At 31.7% G+C, this 20,876-nt stretch carries 20 protein-coding genes; 10 read left to right on the top strand and 10 right to left on the bottom strand.

Annotated features, from left to right (window positions below; all coding sequences use genetic code 11):
• Positions 1 to 270 precede the first annotated feature (270 nt).
• From C8C88_RS11810 to argH, 10 genes are all read left to right on the top strand, one after another.
• Positions 271 to 888 carry a GNAT family N-acetyltransferase gene (locus C8C88_RS11810; protein WP_121338657.1) on the top strand — a complete coding sequence of 206 codons (618 nt, stop codon included), beginning with the start codon at positions 271 to 273 and terminating at the stop codon, positions 886 to 888.
• 141 nt (positions 889 to 1,029) lie between these two features.
• Positions 1,030 to 2,223 (top strand): argininosuccinate synthase, encoded by a 1,194-nt coding sequence (locus C8C88_RS11805; protein WP_121338317.1) that lies wholly within the window; start codon positions 1,030 to 1,032, stop codon positions 2,221 to 2,223.
• Positions 2,216 to 3,193 carry an N-acetyl-gamma-glutamyl-phosphate reductase gene (gene argC / locus C8C88_RS11800; protein ID WP_121338316.1) on the top strand — a complete coding sequence of 326 codons (978 nt, stop codon included), beginning with the start codon at positions 2,216 to 2,218 and terminating at the stop codon, positions 3,191 to 3,193. The genes C8C88_RS11805 and argC overlap by 8 nt, the downstream gene beginning before the upstream one ends.
• An 80-nt stretch (positions 3,194 to 3,273) precedes the next feature.
• Positions 3,274 to 4,413 (top strand): aspartate aminotransferase family protein, encoded by a 1,140-nt coding sequence (locus C8C88_RS11795; protein ID WP_121338315.1) that lies wholly within the window; start codon positions 3,274 to 3,276, stop codon positions 4,411 to 4,413.
• Between the two features lie 2 nt (positions 4,414 to 4,415).
• Positions 4,416 to 5,612 carry a glutamate-5-semialdehyde dehydrogenase gene (locus C8C88_RS11790; protein WP_121338314.1) on the top strand — a complete coding sequence of 399 codons (1,197 nt, stop codon included), beginning with the start codon at positions 4,416 to 4,418 and terminating at the stop codon, positions 5,610 to 5,612.
• The gene (gene proB / locus C8C88_RS11785) at positions 5,596 to 6,366 is read left to right on the top strand and encodes a glutamate 5-kinase (protein ID WP_121338313.1); all 771 of its coding nucleotides are present in this window, start codon (positions 5,596 to 5,598) and stop codon (positions 6,364 to 6,366) included. Before C8C88_RS11790 ends, proB begins: the two co-directional genes overlap by 17 nt.
• A gap of 68 nt (positions 6,367 to 6,434) precedes the next feature.
• Positions 6,435 to 7,382, top strand: coding sequence for an N-acetylornithine carbamoyltransferase (locus tag C8C88_RS11780; RefSeq protein ID WP_121338312.1), 948 nt, complete (start codon positions 6,435 to 6,437; stop codon positions 7,380 to 7,382).
• Positions 7,372 to 8,157 carry an acetylglutamate kinase gene (gene argB / locus C8C88_RS11775; protein WP_121338311.1) on the top strand — a complete coding sequence of 262 codons (786 nt, stop codon included), beginning with the start codon at positions 7,372 to 7,374 and terminating at the stop codon, positions 8,155 to 8,157. The genes C8C88_RS11780 and argB overlap by 11 nt, the downstream gene beginning before the upstream one ends.
• Entirely contained in the window at positions 8,154 to 9,224 is a 1,071-nt protein-coding gene (locus C8C88_RS11770; RefSeq protein ID WP_121338310.1) for a M20 family metallo-hydrolase, read from the top strand. The genes argB and C8C88_RS11770 overlap by 4 nt, the downstream gene beginning before the upstream one ends.
• 10 nt (positions 9,225 to 9,234) lie before the next feature.
• On the top strand, positions 9,235 to 10,515 hold the full coding sequence (gene argH, locus C8C88_RS11765) for an argininosuccinate lyase (protein WP_121338309.1): 1,281 nt from the start codon (positions 9,235 to 9,237) through the stop codon (positions 10,513 to 10,515).
• A 54-nt stretch (positions 10,516 to 10,569) separates the two neighbouring features.
• Here the strand turns inward: argH and C8C88_RS11760 are convergent, their stop codons facing one another.
• The 10 genes from C8C88_RS11760 to C8C88_RS11715 all read right to left on the bottom strand — a co-directional run bounded on the left by C8C88_RS11760 (position 10,570) and on the right by C8C88_RS11715 (position 20,875).
• Entirely contained in the window at positions 10,570 to 11,283 is a 714-nt protein-coding gene (locus C8C88_RS11760; protein WP_121338308.1) for a response regulator transcription factor, read from the bottom strand.
• Positions 11,284 to 11,286: 3 nt separating this feature from the next.
• Positions 11,287 to 12,870: a sensor histidine kinase KdpD gene (locus tag C8C88_RS11755; protein ID WP_121338307.1), complete on the bottom strand. Its 1,584-nt coding sequence runs from the start codon at positions 12,868 to 12,870 to the stop codon at positions 11,287 to 11,289.
• A 59-nt stretch (positions 12,871 to 12,929) separates the two neighbouring features.
• The gene (coaE, locus tag C8C88_RS11750) at positions 12,930 to 13,526 is read right to left on the bottom strand and encodes a dephospho-CoA kinase (protein ID WP_121338306.1); all 597 of its coding nucleotides are present in this window, start codon (positions 13,524 to 13,526) and stop codon (positions 12,930 to 12,932) included.
• 1 nt (position 13,527) lies between these two features.
• Complete coding sequence (locus tag C8C88_RS11745; RefSeq protein WP_121338305.1) at positions 13,528 to 14,526, bottom strand: glycosyltransferase family 2 protein; 999 nt, start codon at positions 14,524 to 14,526, stop codon at positions 13,528 to 13,530.
• Between the two features lie 123 nt (positions 14,527 to 14,649).
• Complete coding sequence (gene fabV, locus C8C88_RS11740) at positions 14,650 to 15,840, bottom strand: enoyl-ACP reductase FabV (protein WP_121338304.1); 1,191 nt, start codon at positions 15,838 to 15,840, stop codon at positions 14,650 to 14,652.
• Positions 15,841 to 15,950: 110 nt separating this feature from the next.
• Entirely contained in the window at positions 15,951 to 17,603 is a 1,653-nt protein-coding gene (recN, locus tag C8C88_RS11735) for a DNA repair protein RecN (RefSeq protein WP_121338303.1), read from the bottom strand.
• Between the two features lie 53 nt (positions 17,604 to 17,656).
• Positions 17,657 to 18,541 carry a DUF4835 family protein gene (locus tag C8C88_RS11730; RefSeq protein WP_121338302.1) on the bottom strand — a complete coding sequence of 295 codons (885 nt, stop codon included), beginning with the start codon at positions 18,539 to 18,541 and terminating at the stop codon, positions 17,657 to 17,659.
• A complete protein-coding gene (gene coaBC, locus C8C88_RS11725; protein WP_121338301.1) occupies positions 18,534 to 19,745 on the bottom strand; it encodes a bifunctional phosphopantothenoylcysteine decarboxylase/phosphopantothenate--cysteine ligase CoaBC in 1,212 nt (403 codons plus the stop codon). Before coaBC ends, C8C88_RS11730 begins: the two co-directional genes overlap by 8 nt.
• Positions 19,746 to 19,754: 9 nt before the next feature.
• The gene (locus C8C88_RS11720) at positions 19,755 to 20,072 is read right to left on the bottom strand and encodes a DNA-directed RNA polymerase subunit omega (protein ID WP_026709525.1); all 318 of its coding nucleotides are present in this window, start codon (positions 20,070 to 20,072) and stop codon (positions 19,755 to 19,757) included.
• Between the two features lie 8 nt (positions 20,073 to 20,080).
• Positions 20,081 to 20,875, bottom strand: coding sequence for an outer membrane protein assembly factor BamD (locus C8C88_RS11715; RefSeq protein ID WP_121338300.1), 795 nt, complete (start codon positions 20,873 to 20,875; stop codon positions 20,081 to 20,083).
• Position 20,876 lies beyond the last annotated feature (1 nt).

Here is a 20,876-nt window from a genome sequence, read left to right as displayed (position 1 = left end):
ACTTACGACTTCTCCCGAAGTACGGATGCTATTTATATAGTCTCCAAAGCGTTTTTATTTTTTTATTCATCTTTTCAATTTACCGTTTTGAAATCACAATCATATTTTATTGGATTAATAATCCAAAAAAACATTTTAATTACACAACAACTAATTACAATTCAGCATACCGTAAAAGGTGATGAATTGCATTGTTTTTAAATTTTTGTCATGGTAATTACTTTTCAAAATAAAATATCTCAATTTATAAACTATAATTCGACTCTTGAAATGAATATTTCTATCGTTGTTACACAAGAAGAACACTATAAATTTTCGCAAGAAATATGCGAAACCATAGAATCCTCTGCCTTATTGAGAGGAACTGGTATCGCCAAAAGAACACCTGAATACATCCAAAAAAAGATGGAACAAAAAGATGCCGTTATCGCCTTAATCGATGGTAAATTTGCAGGTTTCTGTTATATCGAAAGTTGGCAAGACAGTAACTATGTAGCACATTCAGGATTGATAGTACATCCTGATTACAGAAATTTAGGTCTAGCAAAAAAAATCAAGTCTTTTGTTTTTGATTATTCTTTAAAAAAATACCCAAAAGCTAAAGTATTTGGAATCACAACAGGATTGGCAGTAATGAAAATAAATTCGGATCTAGGATACAAACCAGTCCCGTTCTCAGAACTAACATCGGATCCAAGTTTTTGGAAAGGATGTCAAACTTGTACCAATTATGAAATCCTAAAAAGTAAAGATAACAAAATGTGCTTATGCACCGGAATGCTTTATGATCCAAAAGAAAAACCGAAGGATCCGCCTAAACATCCATTTAATGTAAGAGTGCTAAACAGATTAAAATCAATTAAAGAAGCACTTTTCCTAAAAAAATAAATCCCCTCCCCAGCACTCCCCGAAGGGAAGGGAGTCAAAGAGATAGAAAATAAAAAAAAGTCACAACAAATAAAATTCCCCTTTGCCAATAAAAGCTCCCTCTCCTTTGGAGAGGGTTGGGGTGAGGAAAAAACAATAATTATGAAAAAAGTAGTATTAGCCTATAGCGGAGGATTAGACACTTCTTACTGTCTAAAATATTTAAAAAACGAAAAAGGATATGAAGTTCACACTGTATTAATTAATACGGGTGGATTTGATGAAGAAGAATTATCAGCTATCGAAGAAAGAGCTTACGAATTAGGTAGTGCAAAACATGCGAACCTAACTATCGTAGATAAATATTACGACAAAGCAATAAAATATTTAATTTATGGTAACGTATTAAAAAACAACACCTATCCATTATCTGTTAGTGCTGAACGTGTTTTTCAAGCTATTGAAGCTATCAAATACGCTAAATCTGTTGGAGCAAGTGCTATTGCTCACGGAAGTACGGGTGCTGGAAATGACCAAATTCGTTTTGATTTAATTTTTCAAACCATCGCCCCAGAAATAGAAATCATTACTCCTATTAGAGATTTGAAATTATCTCGTCAAGAAGAAGTAGATTATTTATCTAAAAATGGTGTTCACTATTCTTGGGAAAAAGCACAATATTCTATCAACAAAGGACTTTGGGGAACTAGTGTTGGAGGAAAAGAAACTTTAACTTCAAACCAAGCTCTTCCAAGTGAAGCTTATCCTTCGCAATTACAAAAAGAAGGGGAAGAAAAAGTAACTTTAGAATTCGAAAAAGGAGAATTAGTTGCTGTAAATGGTAAAAAAGACAAACCTTCAAATAACATTGTTATTCTTGAAAAACTTGCAAATGCATATGCTATTGGAAGAGATATTCACGTAGGTGATACTATTATTGGTATTAAAGGTAGAGTTGGTTTTGAAGCTGCTGCGCCATTAATTATCATCAAAGCGCATCATTTACTTGAGAAACATACATTAGGTAAATGGCAACAATACTGGAAGGAACAGCTAGGAAACTGGTACGGAATGTTATTTCATGAAGGTCAGTTTCTTGATCCTGTAATGCGTAACATTGAAACGTTCCTTGAAGATACTCAAAAAACAGTAAACGGAACTGTAATTGTTTCATTGAAACCTTATCATTTTTCGCTTGACGGAATTGAATCTGAAAACGATTTGATGAATACTGGTTTTGGTCAATATGGTGAAATGAACAATGCTTGGACATCTGACGATGCAAAAGGATTTATCAAAATTCTTGGAAATGCTCAAAACATATTTTCATCTGTAAACAAACTTACTCATGATTAACATTGGAATAATTGGAGGTTCAGGTTATACTGCTGGTGAACTAATCAGAATATTAATGTTTCACCCAAATGCAACTATTGATTTCGTCTATAGCACTACTAATGCTGGAAAACCACTTTCAATTGCTCATCATGATTTGTTAGGTGATATTGAAATGAATTTTACTGCGGAAGTAAATCCAAATGTAGATGTTGTTTTCTTGTGTTTAGGTCACGGAAAATCAAAAGCTTTTTTAGAGCAAAATCAATTTTCAAGCACCACTAAAATCATCGACTTAGGAAATGATTTTAGATTGACTAAAGACAAAGAATTTGATGGAAAATCATTTGTTTACGGATTACCAGAATTAAACAAATCGAATATTAAAAAAGCTCAATTCATAGCTAATCCAGGTTGTTTTGCAACAGCTATACAACTGGCTTTATTACCATTAGCAAAAAACGGAATACTTACTAATGATGTTCATATAAATGCAACAACAGGAAGTACTGGAGCTGGAGTTACACCTTCGGAAACCACACATTTTAGTTGGAGATCAAATAATATGTCACATTACAAAGCTTTTGACCACCAACATTTAGGTGAAATAAACCAAAGTGTGAATCAATTGCAAGCAGACTATTCTAACGAATTGATTTTTGTTCCAAATAGAGGTGATTTTGCCAGAGGTATTTTTGCAACATTATACACCACTATCGAAGAAAGTTTAGAAGATATTGTAGCGAAATACGAAGCGTATTATGCGAACCAACCCTTTGTAACTGTTACTACTACTGCTATCAATATGAAACAAGTAGTACAAACAAACAAGTGTATTATCAGTTTAATGAAAAAAGGCAACCGGTTATTGATAACATCAATTATTGATAATTTAACAAAAGGTGCTTCTGGACAAGCGATTCAAAATATGAATTTAATGTTTGGATTAGAAGAAACCACAGGATTGCATTTGAAACCGAGCGGGTTTTAAAAAACAGTTTAAAGTTTAAGGTTTAAAGTTAATCTCAAAACCTTGAACGTTAAACTTCAAACTTTAAACAAAAAAGAAAAATGAACTTATTTGACGTTTACCCCTTATACAATATTACGCCTGTAAAAGCTATTGATTGCACGATTACAGACAAAGATGGTATTGAATATTTAGATTTATATAGTGGTCATGGTGTAATTTCCATTGGTCACACGCAACCAGATTATATTGCCAAATTAAAAAATCAATTGGATAATATTGGTTTTTATTCAAATGCTATTCAAAATCCATTGCAAGTAGAATTAGCAGAGAAATTAGGAAAGTTATCTGGATACGAAGATTATACGTTATTCTTGTGTAGCTCTGGGGCTGAAGCCAATGAAAATGCATTGAAATTAGCTTCGTTTCACAATGGTAAATCTCGAGTAATTGCTTTTGACAATTCTTTTCACGGAAGAACATCTGCTGCTGTTGCTGTAACGGATAACAAAAAAATTGTTGCGCCAATCAACGCACAACAAGTGGTTACGTTTTTACCCTTAAATAACATTGATTTAGTTGAAGCTGAATTACAAAAAGGAGATGTTTGCTGTGTAATTATTGAAGGAATTCAAGGTGTTGGTGGACTAGACGAAGGAACGACTACGTTTTTTCAAGCTTTAGAAAAAAAATGCGAACAATACGATGTTGTTTTAATTTTAGACGAAGTGCAATCTGGTTACGGAAGAACAGGAAAGTTTTTTGCACACCAATATCACAATATTAAAGCTGATATTATTTGTTTAGCAAAAGGAATGGGAAATGGATTTCCAATTGGAGGAATCATGATTTCGCCAAAATTCACTGCTAGTTATGGATTATTGGGAACTACTTTTGGCGGAAGCCATTTAGCTTGTGCTGCAGGAATTGCTGTTCTAGATGTGATTGAAAGCCAAAAATTAATGGACAATGTGAATGAAGTTTATGCTTATTTTTTAGAAGCAATAAAACAAGTTCCTGAAATTATTAAGATAAAAGGAAAAGGATTAATGCTAGGAGTCGAATTTGATTTTGATGTTAGCGCACTACGTAAAAAAATGATTATTGAGAAGCATATTTTTACAGGAAATGCTAACAATAAAAACTTATTGAGAATTCTTCCTCCATTGACAATCAATAAAGAAGCTATTGATACCTTTATCATTGCTTTAAAAGAATCATTAGAAGAAATAAAAGCATAATTATGAGTCAATTATTACCCATAGAAAAAAGAAATGCCGTTTTAAGACGTATGGCAGAACTTCTTGAGCAAGAAAGAACCGACCTTAAAAACGTAAATCAACAGGATTTAAATAATTATTCTGGTGATGATTTAGCTATGGAAAAAAGACTCTTAGTTGATGATGCTAAGATTGACGGAATGATTCTTTCTTTACAACAGTTATTCAGTCAAGAAGATCCTGTCGGTAAAATTCGTTTTGATTTCACTCATGAAAATGGTTTGAAAATCTATAATAAAACGGCTGCTTTTGGAACGATTATGATTATTTATGAATCCAGACCAGATGTAACTGTTGAGGCTGGAGGAATTGCTTTCAAATCAGGAAATAAAATCCTATTAAAGGGAGGGAAAGAATCTTTGTTGTCAAATTTAAAGATTGTAAGTCTTTGGCATGAGGCTTTAAAAGCAAATAATGTAGCAACAGAATGGGTTGAATATCTAAATTACAACAGAGCCGAAACTCAAGCTTTTTTAGAAAAACCAACACAAAGAGTTGATTTAATTGTTCCTCGCGGTGGAGAACAATTGATAGCTTTTACTAAAAAACATGCTACTTGCCCAGTTATAGTAAGTGGACGAGGAAATAATTTTGTGTATGTAAATGCTGAAGCTGATTTAGACCAAGCACTTGCAATTATTATTAACGGTAAGACCTCTAACATATCTGTTTGTAATGCTTTAGATAAAGTTTTAATTGATACTAATCTTGACAATTGGGAAGCTTTTGCGCAAAAAATAATTCAAGAATTACAACAAAGAAACGTTATGGTTTTAGGAGATGAAGGTGTTTCAAAAGCAACCCATGTTCCTTTAATAGCATCCGATTTAATTTGGTACGAAGAATTTTTAGATTATAAAATTGTTATTGGAGTAACCAATTCAAACCAAGAAGCAATTGATAAAATAAACAAATATTGTGGTGGACATTCGGCTTCGATAATAACACAAAATGATGCAGTAGCGCAAGAATTCATGGAAAATGTGGATACAGCTGCGGTTTATCAAAACGCCTCTACCCGATTTACTGATGGAGGACAATTTGGTTTAGGTGGTGAATTGGCCATCAGCACAGACAAACTACACCAACGAGGACCTATTGGCTTACAACATTTAGTTACTAATAAATGGTATATTTACGGAAATGGACAAATCAGGTAAAAAAAGAATCTTATTAAAAATTGGAAGCAATACGTTAACCAAAGAAACCAATCACATTTCGAGAGGAAAGATTGAGGATATTGGTATGCAAATAGCAGCCTTAAAAGACGATTACGAATTTGTAATTGTAAGCTCTGGTGCTATTGCGGCTGCAAAACAATTTGTAAAACTTGAAGCTCCAGACAACGAAATTTTTGTAAAACAAGCACTAGCTTCTATTGGACAACCCCATTTGATGCGGATTTTTCATGAGAACTTCAGTGATTTAGGATTGCACACGTCACAATGTTTACTTTCCTATTCTGATTTTGAAAAAAAACAAACCAAAGTAAACATCGTAAACACGATAAATGTTCTTGTCAAAAATAGTTACATTCCAATTATTAATGAAAATGATACCGTTGCAACTGACGAAATTCAGTTTGGTGATAATGACAAATTAGCGGCCTTAACTGCCGTTTTATTGGATGTTGATATTTTGATAATTGCCACTAACACGAATGGAATTTATACTAAAGCATCAATCCACAATGAAATTCCTGATACGATTTCATTGGTTACAGATTTAGATTCTTTACAAAATGAAATTGGGGATTCAAAATCTTCTCACGGAACAGGAGGCATGCAATCTAAAATTGATTCGGCAGCTATTGCGAAAGCAGCAAATATTGAAACTTGGATTGTGAACGGATTAGAAGACAACTTTATATTGAAAGCATTAAATAACGAAATTCCTTTTACTAAAATTCTGTAACTGTTGATGCGGTTAATCATCAATTCGGTTAATCAATTAAACAAACAACTGATTAAATAAATAAGACAATGAACTACATTTCCATACAAAACATAGATTCACTTCAAAAATGGGTGAAAGACGCACTGAAAATCAAAAAAAATCCTCTAAAAAACAAAAAACTAGGAAAAAATAAAACCCTTGGAATGTTGTTTTTTAATCCAAGCCTTAGAACCCGTTTGAGCACACAAAAAGCGGCTTTAAATTTAGGTATGAATGTGATGGTAATGAATTTTACTAGCGAAGGTTGGACAATTGAATATGGAGATGGTGCGGTTATGAACCAAGGAACTTCGGAACATATTAAAGAAGCTGCAGCTGTAGTTTCACAATATTGTGATATTATTGCCATCAGAGCTTTTGCTGGATTGACAGACAAGGAAAAAGATAATGCCGAAACTGTCCTTACTGGTTTCTTAAAATATGCAACTGTTCCCGTTGTGAATATGGAAAGTGCAACCGGACATCCTTTACAATCGCTTGCAGATGCAATAACTATGGCAGAGCACAAAACTGCTCATAGACCTAAAGTTGTTTTAACTTGGGCACCACATCCAAAAGCATTGCCTCAAGCAGTAGCTAATTCATTTGTACAGATGATGCAACTGCAAGATGCTGATTTTGTAATCACACATCCAGAAGGATATGAACTAAATCCTGAAATTACTAAAGATTCTAAAATTGAGTATGATCAAAATAAAGCTTTTGAAAATGCTGATTTTATCTATGCAAAAAACTGGAGTAATTATAAAGACTACGGAAAAGTAACAAATTCAGATCCAAGTTGGACTGTAGATGCTGACAAAATGAAACTGACCAATAATGCTAAATTTATGCATTGCTTACCTGTAAGACGTAATGTAATCGTAACAGATGAAGTGATTGACAGTGAAAATTCAATAGTTATTGAACAAGCCAATAACAGAACATATTCCGCACAATTAGTTTTGCAAAAAATACTGAAAAATGGGAAATAAACAACCAATTAGCATACTGAAAATTGGTGGCAACATCATTGACAATCCATCTGAATTGAAACAATTCCTATCTGATTTTTCAAAAATTGAAGGATACAAAGTATTGGTTCATGGAGGCGGAAAATCAGCTACTAAAATGGCGCAAAGCATTGGTTTAGTTCCTCAAATGATAGATGGACGTAGAATTACAGATGCAGCCATGTTAGATGTAGTGGTAATGATTTATGCAGGTCAAATCAACAAAAACATTGTAGCGCAATTACAAGCAAATAATACTAATGCAATGGGATTCTCTGGTGCTGACGGAAATTTAATTAGGTCTAGCAAAAGAAATCATCCTACTATAGATTACGGTTTTGTGGGTGATGTTCAAAAAGTGAATATTCCACTATTAGAAACCCTTATTAATACTGGAATTACCCCCGTATTTTGCGCTATTACACATGATTTGAAAGGACAATTATTAAATACAAATGCGGATACAATTGCTAGCGAATTAGCTATTGCTTTATCTGAAATTTTTGATGTAACTTTGAGTTATTGCTTCGAAAAACCAGGCGTATTATATGATTCAGAAGACGATTCATCAGTAATCACATCAATAAATGAAGCTTTATATTCTAAATTAAAAGCAGAAAAAGCCATTCATTCCGGTATGATTCCAAAATTAGACAACTGTTTTAATAGTTTGTCAAAGGGAGTTCAAAAAATAAAAATTGGCCATCATAGAATGTTTCAAGATTCAACAGCATTGTACACCACAATTACATTATGAAAAGTATAGAAACCCTTACTCAAGAAGCCATTGCTCTTTTAAAAGCATTAATTGAAACTCCTTCCTTTTCGAGTGAAGAAGATCAAACAGCGCTTTTAATTGAAAATTGGTTTACACAAAATAACATCCCTTTCAAAAGAGAGAATAATAATGTTTGGGCTTTCAACAATTATTTTGATAAGAACAAACCAACACTTTTACTTAACTCACATCACGATACCGTAAAACCAAATCAAGGATATACTAATGACCCATTTGAAGCCATCGTAGATGACGGTAAATTATATGGATTAGGAAGTAATGATGCAGGTGGCTGTTTAGTATCACTACTAGCAACTTTTGTGTATTTTTATTCAAATGAAAACCTGCCTTATAACCTAGTAATGGTTGCTTCTGCTGAAGAAGAAAGTAGCGGGAAAAATGGATTAAATAGTGTCTTAAAACATTTACCAGAATTAGAATGTGCCATTGTAGGGGAACCAACTTTGATGCAATTAGCGGTTGCCGAAAAAGGATTATTAGTTTTAGATGTAATTATAAAAGGTACTGCAAGTCATGCGGCTCACAACAATCCTGACAATCCAATTTACAATGCTATACCTGTTATAGAATGGTTTAAAAACTTTCAATTCGAAAGAATATCTGAAGTTCTTGGACCTGTAAAAATGACGGTCACACAACTATCTGCTGGAAAACAACATAATGTAGTTCCTGCAGAATGTCATTTGGTAATAGATATTCGAGTAAATGATTGTTACAACAATAAAGAAATTCTAGAGACTGTAAGACAACATGTAAATGCCGAAATCAATCCTAGATCTATGCACTTAAACGCTTCTTCAATTCCTGTATCACACGGATTAGTTCAAGCTGGAATTGCATTAGGCAGAACAACATATGGCTCTCCTACTCTTTCAGATCAATCTGTTTTGAGTTGTAAATCCTTAAAATTAGGACCCGGAGAAACATTGCGGTCACACTCAGCAAACGAATTTATATTTATAAACGAAATAGAAGAAGGAATTCAATTGTATATCAAAATACTAACTGATTTTTTCAAACAATAAAAATCTACCTATGAAACTTTGGGAAAAAGGAATACCAACTGACAAACAAATCGAACATTTTACAGTTGGAAACGACAGAGAACTAGACTTAGTTCTAGCTAAATATGATGCTTTGGGCTCTATTGCTCATGCAAAAATGTTAGGGCAAATTGGACTTTTGACAGATGAAGAAACTGTTTCTTTAGTATTAGCTTTAGAGGAAATTATAAAAGATGTTGAAAACGGAAAATTCGAAATTGAAGATAGTTTTGAAGACGTACATTCAAAAATTGAATACCTACTAACTATAAAATTAGGGGATGCTGGAAAAAAAATTCATACTGCACGTTCCCGTAACGATCAAGTTTTAGTTGATGTTAATCTATATTTAAAAGATGTCGTTAAAGAACTAAAAGAACAAGTAAAAACATTGTTTGATTTATTCATGGAATCGGCTGACAAACATCAGAATGTTTTATTGCCAGGATATACACATTTACAAATTGCAATGCCTTCTTCTTTTGGAATGTGGTTTTCTGCTTATGCTGAAAGTTTGATTGATGATATTACCATGTTGAATGCCGCTTTAAAAATTGTAGATCAAAATCCATTAGGTTCAGCAGCAGGATATGGAAGTTCATTCCCTATCAACAGAACATTTACAACACAAGAACTTGGCTTTGAAACCTTAAAATTCAATGCTGTAGCTGCTCAAATGAGTCGCGGAAAATCAGAAAAAACAGTAGCTTTTGCAATGAGTAGCGTAGCTGCAACATTAGCAAAATTTTCTATGGATGTTTGCTTGTATATGAGTCAGAATTTTGATTTTATTAGCTTACCTTCTCATCTTACAACTGGTTCAAGTATAATGCCGCACAAAAAAAACCCAGATGTTTTCGAATTAATTCGTGGAAAATGCAATAAAATTCAAGCATTGCCATACGAAATTACATTAATCACAAACAACTTACCAAGTGGTTACCACAGAGATTTACAATTATTGAAAGAAGGATTATTTCCTGCTATTCAGAATTTAAAAGCATGTCTAGATATTGCTATTTTTTCTATTAAAGATATAAAAGTAAAAGAGCATATTTTAGACGATAAAAAATACGATTATTTATTTACTGTTGATTCATTAAATGAAATGGTAGTTGCTGGAATTCCTTTTAGAGATGCTTATAAAGCGGTAGCTGAGCAACTAGAAAACGGGACGTTTAAATCTCCAAAAGAAACAAAACATACTCATGAAGGAAGTATCAATAACCTTTGCCTAAATGAGATAAAAGAAAAAATGAAACGTTCTTATTAATTCAAAACCCAAAATAGTTTTAAATAAAAAAGAGCTCCAATTGGAGCTCTTTTTTTATGCAACTTTATTTTTTACTACTAATCTAAATCCTTCACCGTGAATGTTTAGAATTTCAACATCTTCATCTGGTTTAAGATACTTTCTTAATTTAGCAATATATACATCCATACTTCTTGATGTAAAGTAATTGTCATCTCTCCATATTTTTGTCAAAGCTAATTCTCTAGGCATTAAATCATTTTCATGAAGAATTAACATTTTCAACAATTCATTTTCTTTAGGAGATAACTTAATCGGTTCTTCATCACCAAAAGTTAAGAATCTAAGTTTTGAATTCAAATGGAATTTTCCAACATTAAATTCAAACTGTACTTGTTCCGTTTTAACATCCGAAGATTTTCTTTGAATAATTGCTTTAATTTTCATTAATAAAACTTCTGAATCAAAAGGTTTATTAAGATAATCATCAGCACCAGCTTTGTATCCTTTAAGAACATCTTCTTTCATAGATTTTGCTGTTAAAAAAATAATTGGAACTTCATTATTTTTTTCTCTTATTTCTTTCGCTAAAGTATATCCGTCTTTATAAGGCATCATCACATCTAGAATACATAAATCGTAGGAATCCTTTTTGAATTTCTCAAAACCTTCCATACCATTCTTAGCTAAAGTAACATCAAAATCATTCAGCATTAAGTAGTCTTTTAGTACAGCCCCAAAATTTAAATCATCTTCAACTAAAAGGATTTTTTTATTTACATTTTCCATATTCTAATTTATTAGTGGTATTTTTATTATGAAGGTACTTCCTTTTCCCTTTTCACTTTCTACATAAACTTGACCGTTATGGTCTTCAACTATTCTTTTTACATAAGCTAAACCTAACCCATGTCCTTTAACATTATGTATGTCACCTGTATGCTCTCGGTAAAACTTTTCAAAAATTCTTTTTTGTGCAGCTTTACTCATTCCCACACCATTATCTTTTACTTTTACAAGAACCATATCTTTGATGTTCTCTGTATAAATATCTATTTTAGGAACCTCTGGAGAATACTTAATGGCATTTTCCAAAATATTTACAATCACGTTTGTGAAATGAACATCATTTATTAAAACTGAAGTTCTAGCTGCATCAAAATGAGTAGTTATAGAACCTTCTCTATCTTCTAAGATTAGATTAACATGATCAATTGCATCATAAATAATATCCTCAACATTACTGGACTCTTTTTCAATATCCAATTCTTTTTTCTCCAATTTTGAAATCCTCAATACATTTTCAACTTGTGCATGCATTCTTTTATTCTCATCTCGAATCATTTGGAGATACCGAAGAACCTTTTCTTTATCTTCAATTATCTTAGGATTTTTTATCGCATCAAGTGCTAAATTTATAGTAGCAATTGGTGTTTTAAATTCATGCGTCATATTATTTATGAAATCATTTTTTATCTCAGATATTTGACGCTGACGAATCAATTGACTTAATGCACTCGAATAAGCTATAATAATAATAAGTGTAAAAATGATTGATAGTATTGTAATACTAACTAATTCCGATAATAAAAACTTCTTTTTATGAGGGAATGTTACTAATAATTTATATTTTTCATTTCCTTCATTATCTGTTAAAATTGGAATAGAATAAGTTGCATTTCTATCAAACTTAAAGTCCGCCGATTTTACTTTGGTCGCAATTCCATTACTATATATTCCAAACTCAAATTTAGTGTTAACACCATATTCTTCTAACTCTTTTTTAATAAGCTTTCGAAGCGTTTCCTTTGTTACTCTTTCTTGAAGAGGCATAGCAGAAGTAATATCTTTATAGAATATTTCAAACTGCGCATTATCTAAAACATCTAAATTTCCTGATTTTTCGATTCTTATATCAGGAATTAAACTCTGATTCAGAATGGAATTATCAATTTTATTATTGTTGTAAACCTCTGTAACACGTTTGGAGCTAAAACTTTTAAATTTTACACTGTCAAATCTTTTATCAAAGAACGAGCCATTTATATTGTAATCTTCTGATATAACGCTGTTTGAATATACTATAGTTTTGTTTGTTCTTGGATTTTTTTGAACATAATAAAACTCTAATAAATCATCTTTTTTGGGAGCTTTACCCATACTGTCTTTAAGATGATTGTATTTATCATAAAAACTATATGCTTCTTGTTTTTGAAGTTTATCCGCTACATTGCCGATAACTTGTTTTACATGAAATTTAAACTGTTCATCATTATTTTTAAATGAAGTATTAAACCAATATACTTGGACTAATATTATCCCTATCAAGGATAAACTCATCAGCAAAACTAGTAATCTAAAAAAAAGTTTATTCATCAAAACAAAATTAGTATTTTAACAATATAGAAGATAATACATTAACCAAATATTAACATCTAACATTCATTTTGTTGAATCTTTAAAATTTTAAGAATTTTAACTACTTCTTGCTTTGCTTTTTCAGAATTTATGTTTTCTATAACAAAATCGCTTTTTGAAATCCTTTGCTCATCATTCCATTGCGCATTTATTCGTTTCAAAACATGCTCGCGAGTAGTCTTATCTCGCTCCATAACTCTTTGAATTCTAGCTTCCAAAGGAGCAGTTATTGTAATTACAAAATCACAGTTCTTATAATTTCCACTTTCGAATAAAATAGCTGCTTCATAGATAACAAACGGTAAGTCGTTATGATTTAGTATCCATTCTTCAAAATGTTTTCTAACTTTTGGGTGGATAATAGCATTTAACTGTTCTAATTTTTCATGATTATTAAAAACAATTTCCGCTAATTTTTCTCTATTCAAGGTGTTATTGTCAAAAACAGAATCACCGAACACATTCCGAATTAATTCTTTGACTTCTAAAGACTCTGTAATTTTTCTGGCTTCAACATCTGCGATATAAACTGGAATTCCTAATGATGAAAAATAAGTAGCAATTGTGGTCTTGCCACTTCCAATTCCGCCTGTTAAACCAATTACTTTAGTCATATTAGATTTTAAAAAATAATTCAGGGAATGCTTCTTGAGGTTTTTGTTTCATTAAAATTACTTTAATGTATGATTTTAAAAAACCCATACCGTAACCATAAAACTGTTTCCAAACAGCTATCAATGATAAATAACCAATTTTGAAACTTTTGTTTTGAAATGTAGACACCAAAAATAATACCAAAAAGTAAATAAAATATAATTTAAGTAGCACATCCTGATTAAGCAGTAACAGCACTATTGAAAAGAAAAATCCAATTATAAATACCGTTGGGAAGAAAAACGTAAGTTTATTATACTGAGGATACCAACTATTGAGTATTGGCCTAGCCTTTCCAAATTTATTAACCTGTATAGAAAATTTATCCCAGTCAATTCTTCGTTTATGATACACGAATGCTTTTGGGAAAAGTTTAGTTTCAAAACCTAAATTCCATAATCGAATTGACAAATCAGGATCTTCTCCAGGGTGAATATTTCCAAAACCATTTGATGCTTCAAATGCTTTACGAGACAAGCCCATATTAAAACTCCTAGGTTGGAATTTATCTATTTTTTCAGAACCACCACGAATACCTCCTGTGGTTAAAAAAGAAGTCATCGAAAAATTGATTGCTTTTTGAATATCCGAAAAACTATCTAATGCTTTATCTGGCCCACCAAAACAATCTACATAATTACGTTTTAATTCCAAATCAACTTCTGATAAATACTGCTTTGGAATAATACAATCAGAATCAAAAATGATAAAATAGTCTCCATTAGCTTTTTTCATTCCATAATTTCTTGAATCTCCTGGTCCTGAATTTTCTTTATAACAATATGACAAATGCAGTTTACCAGCGTACTTGCGCACCACATCATCACACCGCAATGACGAACCGTCTTCAACTATTACAACTTCAAAATTTTCAGTATAATCTTGTTGCGACAAACTTTCTAATAATTCATCAACTTCATCAGGACGATTGTAAACAGGTATAATTAGAGAAAAAAGCATAATTATTAAGACGTATTATAGTGTGTGTTTTGTGATTTTAAAATTTTAACAAATATACTCTTTATCCATAAAAAAACCATCAATTATTCATTGATGGTTTAGTATAATATGAGGATAAATTAATTAAGCTATACTTGAAATTCCTACAACTTCATTAGTATCTGCTAAATAATCAACTCCTTCGAATCCAAAACCGAAAAGATTAAGAAAATCTTGTTTATATCCAGCTAAATCTCCTAATTGCGGTAAAGTCTCTGTAGTTGCTTCTAGCCATAATTTTGCTACTTTAGCTTGTACATCTTCTCTCATTTCCCAATCGTCAATACGGATTCTTCCATTTTCATCAACTGGAACTTCATTTCCAGAATACAATCTATCTTGGTACAAACGTTGAATTTGCTCAATACATCCTTCATGAATTCCTTCTTCTTTCATTATTTTATATAACAATGAAATATACAATGGAATTACCGGAATTGCAGAACTTGCTTGTGTTACCAAAGCTTTGTTTACAGAAACAAATGCTTTTCCTTTAATGTCTTTCAAACTGTCTGAAATAGAAAATGCAGTAGCTTCAAGATGATCTTTTGCACGACCAATTGTTCCTTTTCTATATACCGCCTCCGTTAATGATGGCCCAATATAAGAATAAGCAACAGTTGTAGCTCCTGGAGCTAATAGGTTTTCTGCTTTCAAAGCATCAATCCACATTGCCCAATCTTCACCACCCATTACAGCAACAGTGTTTGCAATATCTTCTTCATTACATGGCTCAATCGAAATTTCAGAAACAATTCCAGTATGAAAATCAACTGTTTTGTTAGTAAAAGTAGATCCAATCGGTTTCAAAACAGAACGGTGCAAAACACCTGTAACTGGATGAACACGAACTGGCGAAGCTAAACTATAAATGATTAAATCTATTTGACCTAAATCAGCTTTGATTAAGTCTAAAGTTTGTTTTTTAATTTCATTAGAAAAAGCATCTCCATTGATACTTTTTGCATACAATCCTGCTTTATGAGCTTCTTTTTCAAAAGCAGCAGAATTATACCAACCTGGAGATCCTGGTTTTCCTTCAACAGGAGGTTTTTCAAAAAAAACGCCAATGGTAGCGGCATCAGATCCAAAAGCACTAGTTATTCTAGAAGCTAAACCAAAACCGGTAGACGCTCCAATTACTAATACTTTTTTAGCACCTTCAATAGGTCCTTTAGATTTTACATATGCAATTTGATTTTTAACATTTTGTTCGCATCCTTGTGGGTGAGATGTCAAACAAATAAATCCTCTCATTCTTGGTTCTATAATCATATCAGGCTATTCGTTAATTTATTTTCTATTCAGATTGGTCAAAAATCTGATGTTTATTATTTTTTTAACTAAATTTTATTGAATTTGAATGGCAAATATAGCTCATTTTTTTAGTTCAACAAGGCTTTTGCGTGATTTAAGGCGGAATCTGAAACCACAGTTCCCGATAACATTTGGGCTATTTCTACTACTCTTTCCTCACTGGACAACAACTTCAATTCTGATTGTGTATCATCATCAACAGTTGATTTGAATACCTTGAAATGTGCGGTACCTTTGGCTGCTATTTGTGGTAAATGGGTAATTGCAAAAATTTGCATCGTAAGACTCATTTCTTTCATGATTTCTCCCATTCTAATTGCTATTTCGCCAGAGACACCTGTATCAATTTCATCAAAAATTAAAGTAGGTAATTTAGAATATTGTGCTAAAATTGCCTTTACAGCTAACATAATTCTAGACATTTCCCCACCTGAAGCTACTTTTTTCAACAAGCCAAAATCTGTTCCTTTATTTGCTGAGAACAAAAACTGAATTTCATCTTTTCCATTCTGAAAATACGTAGGCGACAAATTAACATCAATATTAAAACGAACATTAGGCATTCCTAAAGTTTCCAAAATAGCTATCAGTTTTTGAGATAGAACAGGAACTGCAACTTCTCTTTTATCATGAATTACATCAGACAAAGTATCCAATACGGCTATTTTTTCTTGAATTGAATGTGTTAATGCAGCAATTTCTGCTTCTAGATTTCCTATTTCAAAAATAGAATTCTCCAATTGATTTTGAATTTCTAGTAACTCATCAACCGTATTTACTTGATGTTTCTTCTGCAAATTAAAAATCACCTGAAGTTTTTGGCTGATTAAATCCAATTGCTCTGGGTCATTAAATAATTTTTCTGAACATCGAGTTAATTCATCAGATATGTCATCAAACTCAATTATAAGGCTTGTAATACGTTCTAATAAAGCGTGATATTCTATTGAAAAAGGAGCTATTTTTTGTAACGCTATCTTTATTTCTTTCAAATTATCCAATACCCCTATTTGTTCCTCATTAGCTATAGCCAATGATTTATCAATAGACTCTTTTATAATTTCAACATTGTTTAGCTTTTCAAAATCAGCTTCAAGGACTTCTTGTTCACCAGATTTCAAATTTGCAGCTACTAATTCATTCAATAAAAAAGTATTGTATTCTTGCTCTTTGGTCGATTCACCTTGACGTTTAAGCAATGAACTTAAAGTAGCTTTATCCGCTTTATAACTTTTCAAAAGTGTTTGATATTCCAGAATTTCTTTTTGATTATCAGCAATAGCATCAATAATCTTAAACTGAACATTTTCATCAGAAAGCTCTTGAGTTTGTTGTTGCGAATGAATATCAATCAAAAACAAACTTAATTCTTGCAATTCCTGAAGGTTTACGGGACTATCGTTTACAAAAGCTCTTGATTTTCCAGAAGGTAAAATTTCACGTCTAATTATGGTTTCATCTTCATAATCTAAATCATTTGCTTCAAAAAAAGAACGCAAATTGTATTTTGAAATTTCAAAATAAGCTTCAATAACACATTTTTCTTCTTTATTTTTCAAAGAAGTTAAATCGGCTCTTTTTCCTAAAACTAAACCTAATGCACCTAAAATAATCGATTTACCCGCTCCTGTTTCTCCTGTAATAATTGAAAAACCTTTTGAAAAATCAATGGATAATTTTTCTATTAAAGCATAGTTTTTTATCGATAGTGATGTTATCATTTATATCTTTTTTGAAATAAGCAACTAGAATTACTTGATGATTTTTAAATCAATTAATATTTAATTAACCCCCATTTACTGGAGTTCAAAGGGGAAATTTTATTCATACTTTCAACTAAATCGGTAATTGAAATTGTTGGACCTCCAGAAAAAACAGATACAATTTCGTCTGATTTAGCATCAAAAAAAACACGGGTTAAAAAAGCATTCGGTCGAGAGGAATTTACTTTATTAAGATTAAGTAACGCGTCTTTTATTTTTTCTTTGGCTGATTTAAGATCTTGATTCATTACATCCAATCCCGCATGATAATTCAAAGATGTATTTCTTATTTCATTGAAAGTTGGAGATAACAAATCATTGATTAAAAAATATCTGTTTTGATTACCATCCGTTTGACTCCATCCTTTATAACCGCCTTGTTGTGCAACATTCGCAATATTTTGAGCGGTTTCAAAATACTGATTCCCTGCTAATGGCATAAAAGTATCTGCATCCATCCCTATTATTATATAACTATAAAAAGAAATAACAGAAACTAAATTTGATTCAAATACGGAAGGATTATAAATTAGATTTTCAAACTCTGTATAATTAAAAACAAAGTCTTTATCATTAAAATTTAAGACTGGCGAAGAATAAGAAGAATTAAAAATTGGTCTTGAAGACTGTACTTGAATAGTCGCTACAAACTGATTCGAATTATTTGATGAAAGTGTAATATACATCGAACAATTAATTTTTTCATTTTGCTTTAGAGCTTGTCCCGTCCAGTCTGTCTTATTAACAAACTCATTCAAAGACGTTTGCAAAGTCTTAAACACTTGTTGGTTTGCATTAGGAAGACGTTGTGCATTTACTGTTACAATACAGTTTAGCTGCTGCGCTTGTGAAAAAGAGCAAACAAAAAACAAGAAAAAAGCAATTATTTTATTCATAAAAATGCGTTATTACTTTGTTTAATATATCGTCAGCAACAGCTTTCTTCGATTTTAATTCCATTTCTTCAACATGAAACTCCTTATCGATAAAGGTAACTTTATTTGTATCAATTCCAAAGCCTGCTCCTTCATCTTGCAAAGAATTTAAGACTATCAAATCTAAGTTTTTTTTCTGAATTTTAATCTTAGCATTTTCAATTTCATTTTCAGTTTCTAAAGCAAAACCAATCAAAAATTGATTTTTTTTATTCGCTCCTAAAGAAGCCAATATATCTTTTGTTTTTTCGAGTTCAATTGTAAATTCATCCGCTGCTTTCTTTATTTTTTGAGCAGAAACAATCTTTGGTTTATAATCAGCAACGGCTGCGGCAGCAATTGCAACATCAACACCCGCATAATACTGATGACAGACATCATACATTTCTTGAGCTGAAACAACTGAAATCACTTGTACCAACGAATTATTAGCCTTACAATTTGTAGGGCCAGAAACTAAAATTACTGAAGCACCTAAATTAGCGGCACTTAAAGCGATATCAAATCCCATTTTACCCGAAGAATGATTTCCTATAAAACGTACAGGATCTATTGCTTCGTATGTTGGACCAGCAGTAATTAATATTTTTTTTCCTTTAAGAGGAAGTTTACTCTCTAAATCAGCTTCCAAAAAAGCAACTATGTTTTCAGGTTCCGCCATTCTTCCTTCGCCAGATAAGCCACTTGCTAGTTCACCACTTTCAGCTGGGATTATAATATTCCCGTATTGTTGTAATGAATTGAAACTTGCTAATGAAGAAGGATGCTTGTACATGTCTAAATCCATTGCTGGAGCAAAATAAACAGGACATTTAGCAGACAAATAGACCGCTAACAAAAGATTGTCGCAAGTACCATTTGCCATTTTTGACAAGGTATTTGCAGTAGCAGGAGCTATAACCATTAAATCTGCCCAAAGTGCTAGATCAACATGATTATTCCATTTTTCGTTTTCCTCGTCTTGATTGTAGAAACTAGAGAATACAGGATTTTTTGATAAGGTTGATAACGTAAGTGGCGTTACAAAATCCTTAGAAGCAGGTGTCATTATCACTTGGACATGTGCACCTGCTTTTATGAAGAGTCTTACCAATGAAGCCGTTTTATAGGCAGCAATTCCACCAGAAATACCTAGTAAAATTTTCTTACCGTTTAAAACTGACATGGTAACGTATTATTTGTTTGAATCTCTGTGATAGATTTTACCATCTAACCACTCTTGAACTGCTAAAGCATGAGGCTTAGGCAATTTTTCATAGAATTTTGAAACTTCAATTTGTTCTTTGTTTTCAAAAACTTCTTCAAGACTGTCATTATATGTAGCAAATTCTTCTAATTTTTCAGTCAATTCTTTTTTAATTTCAGAATTGATTTGATTTGCTCTTTTAGCCATAATGGTTATTGCTTCATACACATTACCAGTAGGTTCTTCAATAACAGTTTTGTTGTATGTTATTGTATTTACTGGAGCATTCGTCTTTTTTAAATCCATGACTTTATTTATTTAGTAAATTTTTGTAAATCTTTTTCAATTCGAGCTGACATGTCGTCTGCTTTTTGTTTGTATTTTGTATTAGCATTAAATTTAATCAAATTTGCATAAGCTACTTTGGCAATACCTAATCGTTCTTCCATTTTTGAAGGAATACTATTAACTGCTAGTTGATAGGCTGAATCTAATTTATAATATAATGCGTCTTCTGTAAAAATTGTTCCTGGATAATCTATGATAAAATTATCAAAAGCAATTAATGCTGATTTATAATCCGCAATAGTATTATATCCTTTTGCGTTTTCAAATACTTTTTTTTCTATTTTTTCATTCAACATTTTAACTGCTGCATTTGCCTCAGCTAAAAACTCTGAATTTGGATAATTATCTATAAATGCTTGCAACTTATCAATTGCTTTAACCGTATCAGCTTGATCTAAGCTATATGACGGAGATAATTTTGAATAACTTTTAGCTCCTAAAAAGGAAGCTTCTTGTATTTTTTCACTCTTAGGATATCCTGAAACAAAACTATCAAACTGGTATCCAGCTAAATAATATTGTCCTGTTTTGTAATATGCCTGAGCAAACATATAAAACAATTTTTCAGCTTGAGGTTTTCCTCTGTAAGCTGGTGCAATTTGTTCAAAAATACGGATTGCTTTAGCATACTTTCCAGCATCATAAAGTTTTGTTCCCATATCAAATTTAACTGCAACGTCCTCGGATTTTAATGCTTTTTGATATTCGTTACAAGAACAAAAAAGAGCAACAATAAGTAATAAAGATATTATTTTTTTCATT

Origin of the sequence: Flavobacterium sp. 123, assembly GCF_003634825.1 — a bacterium.
Lineage (GTDB): Bacteria > Bacteroidota > Bacteroidia > Flavobacteriales > Flavobacteriaceae > Flavobacterium.
Note: the sequence above shows the minus strand (reverse complement) of the source record. Positions and strands in the feature narration are given on the sequence as shown.